At 62.7% G+C, this 14,745-nt stretch carries 14 protein-coding genes and 1 other RNA gene; 9 read left to right on the forward strand and 6 right to left on the reverse strand.

The window, feature by feature from the left end:
- Positions 1–11 precede the first annotated feature (11 nt).
- From ACLGL5_RS10260 to ACLGL5_RS10270, 3 genes are all read right to left on the reverse strand, one after another.
- Entirely contained in the window at positions 12–1,880 is a 1,869-nt protein-coding gene (locus ACLGL5_RS10260; protein WP_069090923.1) for an extracellular solute-binding protein, read from the reverse strand.
- A complete protein-coding gene (locus ACLGL5_RS10265) occupies positions 1,880–3,757 on the reverse strand; it encodes an extracellular solute-binding protein (RefSeq protein ID WP_069090924.1) in 1,878 nt (625 codons plus the stop codon). The genes ACLGL5_RS10260 and ACLGL5_RS10265 overlap by 1 nt, the downstream gene beginning before the upstream one ends.
- Before the next feature lie 170 nt (positions 3,758–3,927).
- Positions 3,928–4,602 carry a c-type cytochrome gene (locus ACLGL5_RS10270; RefSeq protein ID WP_019863032.1) on the reverse strand — a complete coding sequence of 225 codons (675 nt, stop codon included), beginning with the start codon at positions 4,600–4,602 and terminating at the stop codon, positions 3,928–3,930.
- Positions 4,603–4,795: 193 nt separating this feature from the next.
- Between ACLGL5_RS10270 and ACLGL5_RS10275 the strand changes: the two genes are divergently transcribed.
- Both ACLGL5_RS10275 and ACLGL5_RS10280 read left to right on the forward strand, forming a co-directional pair.
- Entirely contained in the window at positions 4,796–5,524 is a 729-nt protein-coding gene (locus ACLGL5_RS10275) for a 3-deoxy-manno-octulosonate cytidylyltransferase (protein WP_038651988.1), read from the forward strand.
- A gap of 37 nt (positions 5,525–5,561) precedes the next feature.
- On the forward strand, positions 5,562–6,425 hold the full coding sequence (locus ACLGL5_RS10280) for a prephenate dehydratase (RefSeq protein ID WP_019863035.1): 864 nt from the start codon (positions 5,562–5,564) through the stop codon (positions 6,423–6,425).
- 74 nt (positions 6,426–6,499) lie between these two features.
- Here the strand turns inward: ACLGL5_RS10280 and ACLGL5_RS10285 are convergent, their stop codons facing one another.
- The 3 genes from ACLGL5_RS10285 to ACLGL5_RS10295 form a co-directional block, all read right to left on the reverse strand.
- Positions 6,500–6,805 carry a Dabb family protein gene (locus ACLGL5_RS10285; RefSeq protein ID WP_069090925.1) on the reverse strand — a complete coding sequence of 102 codons (306 nt, stop codon included), beginning with the start codon at positions 6,803–6,805 and terminating at the stop codon, positions 6,500–6,502.
- A 21-nt stretch (positions 6,806–6,826) separates the two neighbouring features.
- Positions 6,827–7,774 carry an NAD(+) diphosphatase gene (gene nudC / locus ACLGL5_RS10290; protein ID WP_019863037.1) on the reverse strand — a complete coding sequence of 316 codons (948 nt, stop codon included), beginning with the start codon at positions 7,772–7,774 and terminating at the stop codon, positions 6,827–6,829.
- Positions 7,775–7,844: 70 nt separating this feature from the next.
- Entirely contained in the window at positions 7,845–8,264 is a 420-nt protein-coding gene (locus ACLGL5_RS10295) for an HIT domain-containing protein (protein ID WP_019863038.1), read from the reverse strand.
- A 144-nt stretch (positions 8,265–8,408) separates the two neighbouring features.
- On the opposite strand from ACLGL5_RS10295, the gene ffs reads away from it, so the two are divergent.
- From ffs to ACLGL5_RS10330, 7 genes are all read left to right on the forward strand, one after another.
- Positions 8,409–8,505: signal recognition particle sRNA small type (ffs, locus tag ACLGL5_RS10300), an RNA gene on the forward strand.
- A gap of 103 nt (positions 8,506–8,608) precedes the next feature.
- Positions 8,609–10,426, forward strand: coding sequence for a DNA polymerase III subunit gamma/tau (locus ACLGL5_RS10305; protein ID WP_038651993.1), 1,818 nt, complete (start codon positions 8,609–8,611; stop codon positions 10,424–10,426).
- Positions 10,427–10,449: 23 nt separating this feature from the next.
- Positions 10,450–10,773 (forward strand): YbaB/EbfC family nucleoid-associated protein, encoded by a 324-nt coding sequence (locus ACLGL5_RS10310; protein WP_019863040.1) that lies wholly within the window; start codon positions 10,450–10,452, stop codon positions 10,771–10,773.
- Between the two features lie 76 nt (positions 10,774–10,849).
- The gene (locus tag ACLGL5_RS10315) at positions 10,850–11,257 is read left to right on the forward strand and encodes a hypothetical protein (protein WP_027047715.1); all 408 of its coding nucleotides are present in this window, start codon (positions 10,850–10,852) and stop codon (positions 11,255–11,257) included.
- Between the two features lie 229 nt (positions 11,258–11,486).
- Positions 11,487–12,479: a cell wall hydrolase gene (locus tag ACLGL5_RS10320; RefSeq protein WP_064984597.1), complete on the forward strand. Its 993-nt coding sequence runs from the start codon at positions 11,487–11,489 to the stop codon at positions 12,477–12,479.
- A 167-nt stretch (positions 12,480–12,646) separates the two neighbouring features.
- Positions 12,647–13,252: a recombination mediator RecR gene (recR, locus tag ACLGL5_RS10325; RefSeq protein ID WP_019863042.1), complete on the forward strand. Its 606-nt coding sequence runs from the start codon at positions 12,647–12,649 to the stop codon at positions 13,250–13,252.
- A 26-nt stretch (positions 13,253–13,278) separates the two neighbouring features.
- Entirely contained in the window at positions 13,279–14,571 is a 1,293-nt protein-coding gene (locus tag ACLGL5_RS10330) for a lytic murein transglycosylase (RefSeq protein WP_019863043.1), read from the forward strand.
- The last annotated feature ends 174 nt before the right edge of the window (positions 14,572–14,745 follow it).

The raw sequence follows: 14,745 nt of genomic DNA on the forward strand, positions 1-14,745 counted from the left end.
GGACTGAGATCTCAGCCTTTGCCAATTTTTGCCGCCTTGCCCTTATCGCCCCACCACAGCGCCTCGACCGGAAAGCCGAAATCGGGTTTTTGCTCGGGAAAGCCGAACATGTCCCAATAGGCGCTTCGGTGATTCGCCAGGAACCAACTAGGAATCCAATCGCACCGCGCGCGCAAGACCCGGTCGAGCGCCCGCATTGCCACGGTCAGGCTTTCGCGGTCCTTTGCGGCCCCCACCGCGTCGATCAGCGTGTCGATAGCCGAGTTTGCGACACCCGGCAGGTTGCGCGAGCCGGAGAGATTTGCAGATCTGGAATGGAAGAAACCTTCGAGATCGTCGCGCGTCGGTGTCGCGCTGAAGGAGAAGGCGGCAGACAGCAGATCGAAATCGAATGTGGCCTGTCTGGCCTGGTATTGGGCCGAGTCCACCAGCCGGATCGTGGCGTCGATACCGATCGCCTTCATATTGGCGACCCAGGGCGAATAGACCTGAACGAAGGTATCGTCGTCGACCATGAACTCGGCCGAAAGCCGGCCGCCCTTGTCGTTGACGACGAAATCGCCGGACCGTTTCCAACCCGCCGCGGCCAGAAGTTTTGCCGCCTGGCCAAGCAGCTTGCGATCACGGCCGGTGCCGTCCGATGCGGGCTGGCTTACCGCCGTGCCGAACGCTTCTGCCGGGAGCTGGCCGCGCAGCGGCTCCAGCAGCGCCAGCTCTTGCAGGGATGGTACACCCTCGGCGCGAAAATCCGATTTCTCGAAGCAGGACTGCGAGCGCTCGTAAGAGCCATAGAAGAAGTTCCGTCGTGTCCACTCGAAATCGAAGCAAAGCGCAATTGCCTGGCGCACCCGCGCATCGCGAAACTGTTCGCGCCGCTGATTGACCGCCGTTCCCTGCATCGTCGGTCGCTTCTCGGCCGGGAATTCGTGCTTGACCACCTTGCCTGCGGTCAGTGCGGGAAAGTCGTAGGCGGTCGCCCAGACGCGTGAGGTGAATTCCTCGCGGTAGGTGATCTCGCCCTTCTTGAATGCCTCGAAGGCGGCGGTGCGGTTCTGGTAGAATTCGATGCGGATACGATCGAAATTGTTTTGTCCCCGATTGACCGGGAGTTGGCGGCCCCAATAATCCGCGACCCGATCGTATTCGATCCAGGCGCCGGCCGAGAAGCGGCCGACCTTGTAAGCGCCGGAGCCGAGCGGCGGGTTCAACTGCGAGGAGTCGAACGGATTGGCCGTGTAGAAAGCCTTCGACAGGATGGGGAATTCCACGACGTTGAGCACGGTGCGAGCCGATTGCTTGCCGGAAAAGGTAAGCCGCAATGTGTGGTCGTCAACGGCAACTGCCTCGACCATGTGTGTCAGCGACAGCGACAGGTCTGGGTGGCCCTTGTCCTTGTAGAGCGAGAAGGTGAAGGCGGCATCCTGTGCCGTCAGCGGTGACCCGTCATGGAAGCGCGCTTCGGGACGAAGCGAGAAGGTGAAGGAGTTCTGGTCGTCCGACAGCGTTACGCCGTCGGCGATCTGGCCGTATACGGCGTCGGGCTCGTCGAGCGCGCGCACCATCAGCCCGTCGAAACACATCTCCATGCGCGGCGGCGCATCGCCCTTGTCGGTGAAGGAGTTCAGCGTGTTGAAGGTCTGAGTATCCTGGTTGTAGCCCCAGTTCGGCGGCGAGAAATTGAAGATCCCCCCAGCCGGCGCGTCCGGATTGACATAGTCGAAATGCGCAAAATCCGGTCTGTATTTGAGGTCGCCGAAGGCGGAGAGCCCATGCAATTTCACGCCGGTCGCGATATCGGCGAAGGCTCTGCCCGGCAACAGGGCCCCGGCAGCGGCGGCCCCGCTCAATGCCAGGAAATCGCGGCGCGGCAGCATCGTCATCAATTGCCGCCCTTGTATTTGGCGGCCAGCGCCTTCTCCTTGTCGAGGTCGATCCACCAGGAGTCGATATCGGCACCGACATAGGCAGGCTGCTTGTCGGGGAATTTGAACTTGTTCCAATAGGCCAGCCAGACCGCCGATCGATAATATTGCGGCACGACGTAGAAGTTCCACAGCAGCACCCTGTCGAGCGCATGTGTGGCGGCGACAAGATCCTCGCGGTCCGTGGCGAAGATGATGCGGTCGACCAGGGCGTCGACGGTCGGATCCTTGATTCCCATCAGATTGCGCGAGCCTGGCGTGTCGGCGGCCTTCGAGCTCCAGAAGTCCCGCTGTTCATTCCCTGGTGAATCCGATTGGCCGAACAGACCCGTGACGACGTCGAAATCGAAATGGTTGACCCGGTTGATGTACTGCGTCTGATCGATGATGCGCAGGGAAGCGTCTACGCCGATCTTGCGCAGGTTGGCGATATAGGGACTGGCGATCACCTGGTCGGTGTCGTTCCAGCCGAGGATCTCGAACTTGAACGGAGCGCCTGTCTTGGCGTTGACCATCTTGCCGCCCTTGATCACCCAGCCTGCCTTGGCGAAGAGATCGACCGCCTGCTTCAGGTACTTCCGTTCTGCCTGCGGCGAATCGTAGACCGGCAGCTTGAATTGCTGCGTGAAGAGTTCGGGTGGCAGCTTGTCACGATATTTCTCGAGGATATCCAATTCCTTGCCTTGTGGCAGCCCGCTCGACGCCAATTCGGTACCCTGGAAATAGCTCGACATGCGGGTGTTGAAGCCGAAGAACAGTGTGCGATTCATGCTCTCGAAATCGAACGGGATGGTCAGTGCCTCGCGGACAAGCCGGTCCTGGAACAGCGGCCGTCGCTGGTTGAGGACAAAGCCCTGCATCGGCTGCGGCGATTGGGTTTGGAAGTCCTTCTTGATGACGTCACCGGCCTGGATGGCTGGGAAATTATAGGCGGTCGCCCATTTGCGGGAGCTGTACTCGCGATTGATGTCTTCCAATCCGCCCTTGGTGAAAGCCAGCCAGGCGGCATTGTCGTCGAGGATGTAGGTATATCGGCGCGTGTCGAAATTCTCGCGGCCGATCTTCACCGGCAGCTTGGCGGCCCAATAGTCCGGCACGCGCTGCCAGACGATTTCCGAGCCCGGCTTGAAGCTGGCGATCTTGTAGGCCGCCGATCCCAGCGGAATCTCCAGCGTTGGCTTGGTGACGTCGCGCTTCTTGCCATTGGCGTCGGTGCCTTCCCACCAGTGCTTCGGCAGCACGGCGAGGTCGCCGATGATCTTCGGCAGTTCTCGGTTACCCTTCTGGTTGAAATGGAACTCGACCTCGCGGTCGGAGATCGCCACCGCGTCGGTGACGTTCTCGAAATAGCGGCTGTATTGTGGGCTGTTCGCTTTCAACACCTGGAACGACCAGATCACGTCGTCGACGGTGATCGGCTGGCCGTCATGCCATTTCGCGCGCGGGTCGAGCCGGTAGGTCGCCGAGGAATAGTCAGCCGGATATTTGTAAGCGTCGGCGATCAGCGGGTGGCTGGTGCTGCCCTCGTCGGTCGCTTGCTCCATCAGCGTGTCGTAGAGCAGGCCGCCGCCGAAGCCGACGAGCCCCGCCGCCGGCGATCCCTGAACAATGTAGGGGTTGAAGCTGTCATAAGTGCCGAGCAGCACCGAATTCAACGTGCCGCCCTTGGGCGCGTTCGGGTTCACGTAGTCGTAGTGCTGAAAATTGTCACCGTACTTGGAATCGCCGATCAGCGATGAGGTGGTCCGCCACTCGTCGGCCAGGGTCGCCTGCAGTCCCGCCGCCAGAAGGGCCGCTGCCAGCAACGACCTGAGAAGCGTTCGGCCAACCGTCATGCACTATCCTCTTCGCGATGCGTTTCTCCGGACCATCCAGAAAGGGCAATCTAGATGATTTGGCGCTCGTGAAAACCGCCATGCGCGGCTTTGTCGCCGCATATGCGTTTTTCCTAACAAAAAGCCGGGCAGAACCCGGCTTTTCTATGAACGCTTTGATGACAATTCGGTTATTTGGCCGGTGCTGCCGGAGCCGCGGGAGCGGCAGGTTTGGCCGGTGCAGCGCCATCAGCCGGCTTCGCCGGAGCGGCGCCATCGGCCGGCTTGGCGGGCGCGCTGGCGTCGGCGGCGGCACCCGGTGCCGGCAGCGGCTTGGGATTGTCCGACAGCGTGCGCAGATAGGCAATGACGTTGGCGCGGTCCTCGTCCTTGGGCAGGCCGGCGAAGCCCATGGCCGTGCCCTTCACGAATTTCTTCGGCGAGGTGATGAAGTGGTTGATGTTGTCGTAGGTCCACTTCTCGGTGCCGCCCTTGGAAAATTCCTTCATGCCGGCCGAATAGGCGAAGCCTTCATGTTCGGCGACAGGACGGTCGACGAGGTCCCACAGATCGGGGCCGACCTTGTTGGGTCCGCCCTTTTCACCGGAATGGCAAGCTTGGCATTTCTTGAAGACGGCAGCACCCGCCTCGACATTGGCAGTCTGCAGCAGATCAGCGATCGGCTTGGCTGCGGCGGCCGGCGCTGCTGCGCCGCCTTCGGCGGGCTCGGCTGCCTCGATGGCGAAACCGGGCTTTTCAGGAGCCGGCGAGGCAAACAGCGCGTCAGATACCAGGCCGACCGAGAAAACGACGAAAACGGTTCCGAGCAATCCGGCGAGCAGTTTGTTGACTTCGTTGGAATCCATACGCCCCTTGCTCCCTTTTCCGGCGGACCGAACCGTCCACTCCGTCCGTCGGTATCGAGACCTGCCCTCCAGAGCCGGTCAAATCGGGCGGAAACTAGGTCTTTTGCTCCGGCGTTGCAACACCTATAAGGGCGCTGCCAGTGAGACCTTTTGCCACTTTTCCCCTCCTCTTTTCGAACGCCTTGCCACAGCGATGTCCACCTTGATCCTGATACCGGCCCGCATGGCCTCCACCCGCCTGCCGGGCAAGCCGCTGGCCGACATATCCGGCGCGCCCATGATCGTCCATGTCGCCCGCCGCGCGGCCGAAGCCGGCCTCGGCCGGGTGGTGGTGGCGACCGACACGCAAAGCGTCGCCGAAGCGGTGCGCGCGCATGGTTTCGAGGCGGTGATGACGCGCATCGACCATGAATCCGGCTCCGACCGCATCCACGAGGCGCTGGCCGCGCTCGATCCCGGACGCAAGGTCGAAACGATCGTCAATGTGCAGGGCGACCTGCCGACCATCGATCCCGGCATCATCGCCGCCTCGCTCAGGCCGTTCGAGAACGCGGCGGTGGATATTGCCACGCTTGGCGTCGAGATTGTCCGCGACGAGGAAAAGACCAACCCGAACGTCGTCAAGATCGTCGGTTCGCCGCTCTCCGGCACACGGCTGAGGGCGCTCTATTTCACCCGCGCCACAGCACCTTGGGGCGAGGGGCCGCTCTATCACCATGTCGGCCTCTACGCCTATCGGCGTGCCGCGCTCGAACGCTTCGTCGCGCTGAAACCGTCGCCGCTGGAGCGCCGCGAGCGGCTGGAGCAGTTGCGGGCGCTGGAAGCCGGCATGCGCATCGACGCCGAGATCGTCCGGTCGCTGCCGCTCGGCGTCGACACACCGCAAGACCTTGAGCGCGCCCGAACCATCCTTTCAAACTGAGAAATCCCTTCGACACCCGTGAATCGAGACCTGGCCCATGCCTGAAAAGACCAACAGAATATCCTTCCAGGGCGAGCCGGGCGCCAATTCCGACACCGCCTGCCGCAACGTCTATCCCTCGATGGAGCCGTTGCCGTGCCCGACCTTCGAGGATGCGTTCAACGCGGTCGAGACCGGCAAGGCCGACCTCGCCATGATCCCGATCGAGAACACCATCGCCGGACGCGTCGCCGACATCCACCATCTGCTGCCGGAATCGCGGATGCACATCGTCGGCGAATATTTCCTGCCGATCCATTTCCAGCTGATGGTGCTGCCCGGCGTCAAACGCGACGAGATCAAGACCGTGCACAGCCACATCCACGCGCTTGGTCAGTGCCGCAAATACATCCGCAAGAACGGCTGGAAGGCGGTCGTCGCCGGCGATACGGCCGGTGCCGCCAAGATGATCTCCGAGGTCAAGGACCGCACCATGGCCGCGCTGTCGCCGGCGCTGGCCGCGACGCTCTACGGGCTCGATATCATCGAGAAAAATGTCGAGGACACGGACTCCAACGTCACCCGTTTTGTCGTCCTGACCAAGAGCAAGCAATGGGCCGAGCGGCCGTCAGCCGACACCAAGATGATGACGACTTTCATCTTCCGCGTCCGCAACGTGCCGGCGGCCCTCTATAAGGCCATGGGCGGTTTCGCCACCAACGGCATCAACATGACCAAGCTGGAGAGCTACCAGCTCGGCGCCTTCACCGCGACGCTGTTCTACGCCGACATCGAGGGCCATCCCGACGATCCGCTGGTCAAGCTGGCGCTGGACGAGCTTCGCTTCTTCTCCCGCGAAGTGCGGATCCTGGGCGTCTACCCGGCCAGCAAGTCGCGTGAACAGTGGAAAGTGGCTGACTGATTGCCTTGAGCGTGATCGCTGGACAAACGGAAACCGTTTGTCCGAGAAAACCGGTTCCCACTTTACAAGATCATCTAAATCACAGCGCCCAGCGGCACATAGTCGATCTCGAGAAATTTCTCGACCTCAGGCACCCAGCGGTCGCGCACGAAGGCGACATGGTCGGGATGGTCGTTGTATCTGGTGTAGGCTGCCTGGTTGGCGAACTCCATCGAGAAGCCGAATCGATAGTCGTTCTTGGGGCTGATCTGCCGCAATTGCTCGAAATGCGTGACGCCCCGGATCGCCGTCAGGATTTTCTTGGCGTCGACGAGGAACCGCTTTTCCTCGAGCGAGTGCGGTGGGTGCTTCAACGTGAAGACGACGGTGTGACGGATCATTTGTCTCTCCTGCAATGACGTTCAGTATTCGCTGTCGACCCAGGCGCGGATGAGGTGATGCGCGATCGCCCCTTTCGGCGGCGTGACCAGATTGTCGGCATGCTCCCGGGCCAGCATCAGACGCACCTCGTCGCGGCCGAACCAGCGGCAGTCTTCCAACTCGTTGAGGTCGGCCTGGATGTCCTCGTTGAGCGGCTCGCCGAAGCAGCCGATCATCAGCGAATAGGGAAACGGCCAGGGCTGGCTGGCATGGTAGACGACGCGGCCGAGCCGGATGCCGGCTTCCTCCAGCGTTTCGCGGCGCACCGCGGCCTCGATCGTCTCGCCCGGTTCGATGAAGCCGGCAAGCGCCGAATACATGCCCGGCGCGAAATGCCGGCCGCGCCCGAGCAGGCATTTTTCCCGCGTCGCCGTCAGCATGATCGCCACCGGGTCGGTGCGCGGAAAATGCTCGGTGCCGCAATTCGGGCAATGGCGTTTGTAGCCGCCGGCCCGCATTTGCGATTGCGTGCCACATTTGCTGCAGAAACGATGGCTGGCATGCCAGGCGAGCAGGGCCGCCCCTTGCGCCATCGCCCCCGCCGCCGCTTCGTCGATCAGCCCTTGCATGTAGACCGACCGATAGTCGATCGCCTTGACGGTCTCGGGCAGCTGTTCGGCCTCGATTGCGACAGGCATCGCCAGCACCGGCCCCTGTTCGGAAAAGCCGAGCAGCACAGCCCCGGCGAAGGACGGCTTGAAGGGTTCGCTCCCTGCGGCGTCGAACCAGGGATCGAGACTGCCGCTATTACCAAGCTTCAGGTGGAGCCGGCCGCCATTCATCAGCAAAAGCCGCGTCGTTGGATCCGCCAGCGCCTTGTCGACCGAATCGTCGGCTCGATTCTCGGATTGCCGGTCGATCGTATTGCCGGCAAAGCCGACGAACTGGCTCGGCTCGCGCAAAGGCGCGTCAAACAGGCGGAAGCTCATGCGGTCTCTGATGCTTTGGGATGGACATGTCTGGGAATGAACGTGTCTTGGAACAAACACTGGGGAAGGCTTATAGCGCCGCCCTTATGGTTTCGGCAAACCGGCGCAGGTCGGAACGCTGATAGGGCTCGCGCAGGCCATACCCCCACACCGGGCCGGGCCAGCCGGGATCGCCTTCTGACCGAGCGACGATATGGATATGCAGTTGGCGCACTATATTGCCGAGCGCGCCGGTGTTGATCTTGGTGCAGCCGCTGACTTTCTTCAGCGCCTGCGCCACCATATTGGTCTCGAAGGTCAGCATCGCCTGGTCGAGCGGCGTCATGTCGTGGATTTCTTCCGCGCCCGGCCGCTGCGGCACCAAGACCAGCCATGGCCAGCGGCGATCGTTCATCACCCGCAATTCGCACAGCCCAAGCCACATCAACTGCTCGCTGTCCGCCTCCAGCCGGGCATCCAGCGTGAATCCGGCCTTCAGGCCCGGCAACATCGGCGTTTCCCTTGCTTTTCTTGGTTTCTTCAAACCATGAACGCTAGAGCGGCTGCATCGGGGCTGCAAGCAAATCTCTTGTGTGATCGCGCCGATTTGCCTGCGCACTTGCATTTCGTCGCGCAATTGCCGATATGGACAGCGGGAGGTTGGTGGTGGACGATCCACTCGCCAACCGGGTCAGGTCCGGAAGGAAGCAGCCCTAACGAGCCCGGAACGGGTCATTGTTCCAGCCTCCCACCTCATCGGCCCTCCTCGCGACATTGACGACGCATTGCAGCGCGGGCGAGACTATGCGCAGGAACGGCGCCTTGGGGCGCGGCCTTTTGGAGCTTAACGGGCGAATGAGCGAAGCCGGAAATTCGGGGCCAAAAAGCCCGGAGAATGGAAAGGCCGCCGCCTACCGCGTGCTGGCGCGCAAATACCGTCCTTCGAATTTTTCCGAGCTGGTCGGCCAAGAGCCGATGGTTCGCACCCTCACCAACGCCTTTGCCACGGGCCGCATAGCCCAGGCCTGGATGCTGACCGGCGTGCGCGGTGTTGGCAAGACCACCACGGCGCGTATCCTGGCACGGGCGCTGAACTACAAGACCGCGACCGTCGACCAGCCTTCCGTCGACCTCGCCGTGCTCGGCGAGCATTGCCAGGCGATCATGGAAGGCCGCCATGTCGACGTCATCGAGATGGACGCCGCCTCGCACACCGGCATCGACGACATCAGGGACATCATCGAGCGCGTGCGCTATGCGCCGGTCGCGGCCCGCTACAAGGTCTACATCATCGACGAAGTGCACATGCTGTCGACGCAGGCCTTCAACGGCCTGCTGAAAACGCTGGAAGAGCCGCCGCCGCACGTCAAATTCATTTTCGCCACCACCGAAATCCGCAAGGTTCCGATCACCGTCCTGTCGCGCTGCCAGCGCTTTGACCTCAGGCGCATCGACGCCGGCGCGCTGGTCGCGCATCTCTCCTCGATCGCCGACAAGGAAGGCATTTCGGTCGACGACGACGCGCTGGCGATGATCGCGCGCGCGGCCGAAGGCTCGGCTCGCGATTCGCTCTCCATCCTCGACCAGGCGATCGCGCACGGCGCCGGCGCCGTCAGCGCCGAAGCGGTGCGGGCCATGCTGGGCCTGGCCGACCGCGCCCGCATCGTCGACTTGTTCGAACATGTGATGAAGGGCGACGTGGCGGCGGCACTCGCCGAATTCCGCACGCAATACGACACCGGCGCCGATCCGGCTGCCGTGCTGACCGATCTTGCCGAATTCAACCATCTCGTCACCCGGTTGCGTTTCGTGCCGACCGCCATGGACGATGCGTCGCTGTCGCAGGACGAGCGCCAGCGCGGCGCCGATTTCGCCAGGGCGCTGTCGGTCCGCGTGCTGTCGCGGACCTGGCAGATGTTGCTCAAGGGCATTCCCGAGGTGCAGTCCTCCAACCGGCCGGTCAGTGCCGCCGAAATGGTGTTGATCCGGCTGGCGCACGCCGCCGACCTGCCGACTCTGGACGAGGCGTTGCGATCACTGGACGGGGCAGCAACAGCTCAGAATGGCGCACCGCGCCCGAATGGCGCCCCTGCCGGTCCTGGCAATGGCGGCGCGGCCAGCGCGGTGGCGCAGGCGCGCATGCCATCCGGTTCCGGTGGCGCGCAGACCATGCGGCTGGTCGAGGCCTCGCCGGCGCCGGCCGCCTTCGTCGCACCGCCCGCGCCGGTTTCCGAGCCACAGCAGGTGCCGGTCAGGTCGCTGGCCGACATCGTTGCGCTTGCCGACGCGCAGCGGGACATAGCCTTCAAGGTGCTGGTCAAGCGTTGCATCCGTCCCGTCCGCTTCGAGCCTGGCCGCATCGACGTCAGCCTGACCGACGATGCGCCCAAGCTGCTGCTCAACGACCTGACGACGAAACTGCGCGCCTGGACCGGCCGCAACTGGCTGGTGTCGCTGTCGAAGGAAGAGGGCGGCCAGACACTAGCCGAAATGGAATCGACCAAGCGCGAAAATGCCTTCCTCGATGCCAAGAGCGATCCGACTGTCGCCGCCATCCTGGCGCGCTTTCCCGGCGCCAAGATCATCGACGTGCGCATTCCCGATGCGCCGGAGGCAGACGCGACCGAAGCCGAAGTGCCGGTCGAGCCGCCGGCGGATGATGACGAGACCTGATAAACCAAGACAAGGATCGGACCATGAAAGATCTTCTCGGCCTGATGGGTAAGGCGAAGGAAATGCAGGCCAAGTTCCAGGCCATGCAGGATGAGATCGCTACGGTCGAATCCGTCGGCCAGGCCGGCGGTGGCCTGGTCAGCGTCACCTTGAGTGGTAAGTTCGAGATGAAGTCGCTGAAGATCGACCCGTCCCTGTTCAAGGAGGACGAGGTCGAGATCCTCGAGGATCTGATTCTGGCCGCCCACAACGACGCCAAGGCCAAGGTCGAGCAGATCATGCAGGAAAAGACCAAGGCGCTGACTGCTGGCCTGCCGATCCCGCCGGGAATGAAACTTCCGTTCTGATGCGTCTCGCCCAAGACCGTGCAGCGGTTTTGGGGCAACGGCATGCATGAAAGTTTAACTCAGCGGCGATGCGCCCATGACCGAAGAGCCGTCCGAAAGACTGATCGAGCAACGTATCCGCAACAGGATCTACGAGATTCTGGAAATTCTGGCCGATTGCGATGCCGGCGTCGATATTGTCGGCATCAAGGGCTACTTCTACCTGTTCGAGGATTTCGTGCACCGGCCGTCGATCGAGGCCGGCACGTCGGCGCTTTCGAAGGACGAGCGCGCTGTCGTGCTGGAGATCGCCGAATTCCTGGAGGCGGCCTCCGAAACAAATCCCGATTTCACCAAAGCCGAATTCATCGACAGCGACTGGCCGGGAAAGATCGCGCCGGCGGCCAGGGACGCCCGGGCGCTGTTTCTCAGGCGCGGCCTGTTTTCAGAGAAATTCGAGGAGCTCGAGCCTGGTCAGCCGGCTGCGATTGCGGCCGGGCGGTAGCGATTCCCCGGACAAACGGGACGCAGTTTGCCCTCGGCAATTGCGGCGAAACCAAGAGAGAGCGGTCATCGCTTTCGTGAAATGACGGCTCGATCTATCTGGAAAGGCTCAAAATTGTGCCTTTTCGGCAACAGTACGTTGTTAATAACGTTTTGGCCATCATTTTGCCCGAAAGTGTCTCATTCTTGCCGCGGCCTGGGGGCGGGCATCGAAGTGAGAGGGTAACCTGTTGATCGTTACGCGATGGAAGACGCCGCTGTTGCTCGGCGTCATCACGTCTCCCCTGTTTTTGGCTGCCTGCAGCCAGACCACTTCGCACGGCATGTCTGTTGCAGGCCTGACTGATGCCATCACGCCGAGCTTCCTGACGTCGCGCGCCTCCAGCCACTCGCCGAAGGACAGGGAGTGCCTGGAAAGGGCGATGTTCTTCGAATCCAACCGCTCGAGCCGCGATGGCATGATCGCTGTCGGCACCGTGGTCATGAACCGGCTGCGCTCCGGCAACCACGGCAGCACCATCTGCCAGGTGGTCGGCGAGCCGGGGCAATTCGCGCCGGGCGTCATGACCAGGCCGATGAATTCGCGCGCCATGCCCGATGTCGAGGAAGCGGCCGATGCAGTGCTCAAGGGCGAGCGCAAGGCCAAGCTGAAGAACACGATGTATTTCCACACGGCGGGTCTGCGCTTCCCCTACAAGAACATGCACTACACCATGGTTGCCGGCGGCAATGCCTTCTACGAGAAGCGCGGTCGCAACTGGCAGCCGCTGCCGGATGAACCAATGGTGGCGGTTGCCTCGGCCGGGTCCGAGATCGTGAAACCGGCCGCGCCGGTGACGATGGTTGCCTCGGCCGAGCCGGCGCGCCCCGCCAAAACGTCCCGGACCGCTCCGGCGCAGCAGGTCTTCATGACCGCCGCCGCGGAACCGGCTCGCCAGCTCAAGACCAAGACCGCCCCGGCTCAAGAGACCTTTATGACCGCGGCTGCGGCGCCCGCGGCGAAGTCGGCGCGCGTGGCCGTGAAGCCGACAATGGTCGCGATGCAGGAGCCGATGGAAGAACCGGATGCCGCCCGTTTCGGCGGAACCTTGAACACCCGCGTCATTTCCTCGGTTCAGGGTGCGCCGCAAGAGGCGGCGATGGGATTCCAGTCGACGCCTGAGAACACCGACGCCATCGGTGCGATGATCGTCAGCCAGTCTCGACCGCTCGAGGTCAACTGATTCGTACCGCCACGGCTTCGCGTGGCAGCATGGCGACCATGCGCGAACGCGGGATGTTCCAAAGCGCTCCAATATTTGTTTTTACGCAATTCCCATGGGAAAGCGCTTTGCGCTTTTCCCGGGAAAACCGCTTCGCACTTTTCCTGAAATTGCTCTAGATCAGAGCAATGTCCAAGCGAATCGCCGGTCCCGAGATCGAACGCCTGATCCAGCTCCTGGCCAAGGTGCCGGGGCTCGGGCCCCGTTCGGCCAGGCGCGCTGCCCTGCATCTGATCAAGAAGAAGGAACAGCTGCTGTCGCCGCTCGCCGCCGCCATGGGCGAGGCGGCCGACAAGGTGCGCATCTGTTCAACTTGCGGCAATGTCGACACATCGGACCCTTGCATGATCTGCACTGATCCGCGCCGCGACGCCGCCACCCTCATCGTCGTCGAGGACGTCTCGGATCTCTGGGCGTTGGAGCGGGCAGCCGCCATGAACGTGCGCTACCATGTGCTCGGCGGCACGCTGTCGCCGCTCGACGGCATCGGCCCCGACCAGCTCAACATCCGCTCGTTGATCGACCGCGTCGCCGGCGGCGAGGTCAAGGAGATCATCCTCGCCGTCAACGCAACGGTCGAGGGCCAGACCACCGCGCACTACCTCACCGACCAGCTGTCCGGCTTCGACATCAAGGTGACGAGGCTGGCGCATGGCGTACCGGTCGGCGGTGAACTCGACTATCTCGACGAGGGCACGCTCGCCGCCGCGCTGCGCTCACGGACGGCGTTTTGACGCAATTAGCGGGAAGGGTGCGGATCATGATTGTTGCGCGCCCTTCGAGGCTGGTGCCAAGCACCGATACTGAACGCGGACTTCGCCAGCTCTGTCTGGCATTTTTCCTGGCTGCGCTTGCCTTCCTCGTCTTTTCTGCCCCCGCCTCGGCCGCCAAGATCGACGACCAATTCCGCGCCTGGCTGCAGAACGACCTCTGGCCCGAGGCCAAGGCCAAAGGCATTTCCAAGCAGACATTCGATGCCGCCTTCGATGGCATAAAGCCCAATCTGAAGCTTCCCGACCTTGTCATGCCCGGCGAGAAGCCGAAGACGCCGCAGAAGCAGCATCAGGCCGAGTTCGGCTCGCCCGGCGCCTATTTCGCCGAGAAGACGGTTCGTGCGGTGACGTCAGGCGGCCGCGCGCGCGAAGCCGCCAACGCCAGGACGCTTGCCGCGATTGAAAAGCGCTATGGCGTGCCCGGCGAGATCCTCCTGGCGATCTGGGGCCGTGAGACCGGCTTCGGCGCGGCAAAGATGCCTTACGACGCCTTCGAGGTTCTCGGCACCAAGGCATTCATGTCGACGAAGCAGGATTTCTTCCGCACCGAGCTTTTGGCCGCGCTGGAAATCGTCCAACGCGGACTGGCCCCGGTCGGCGCGATGAAATCGTCCTGGGCCGGTGCGCTTGGCCAGCCGCAATTCATGCCGACCTCCTTTCTCAAGCATGCCGTGGATTTCGACGGCGATGGACGTGTCGACATCTGGAATTCGACGCCCGACGTGCTCGCCTCGATCGCCAATTATCTCGTCCATTATGGCTGGGTGAGGGGACGCGGCTGGGGTTTCGAGGTGACCGTACCCGAGAGCGTCTCCTGCTCGCTGGAAGGTCCCGATCAGGGCAAGAAGATCTCTGAGTGGGCTGGTATGGGCATCAAGCGAGTCGGCGGCAAGCCGTTTGCGGCGAGCGAGTTGAAGGCGCAGGGCTTCCTGCTCATGCCGGCCGGCCGCAGCGGGCCGGCTTTCATCGCCACCCCCAATTTCTATGTGCTGAAGGAATACAACACCAGCGACCTCTATGCGCTGTTCATCGGCCACGGCGCCGACCGCATTGCGCATGGCGACCAGAATTTTTCCGGCAGCTGGGGTCCGGTCGGCGATCTCCATCGCTCCGACATCGCCGCCCTGCAGCGGGCGCTGGAGGCCAAGGGCTATGATGTCGGCAGCGCCGACGGCCTGCCGGGCTTCAAGACCCGCCGTTCGATCGGCAAGTGGCAGGCCAAGAATGGCCAGGCCGCGACCTGCTTTCCCGATGCGGGCCTGGTCACCGCGCTGAAATAACTCAAAAATTGGCAGATCTTTCTCGTTCGGCTGCCTCGATCGGTCGGCGTATGCGTCGACGCGCCATCCGCCATTCGGCTTCAATAGGCCGTTCTGCAAATGCTCGTTGCCCGTCACAAAGTGGCCGGATATGCTGTTGACCAATTGGACAAAAACCACGACGGTAAGGGGTTA

The sequence above is a fragment of the Mesorhizobium sp. U510 genome, assembly GCF_059180695.1.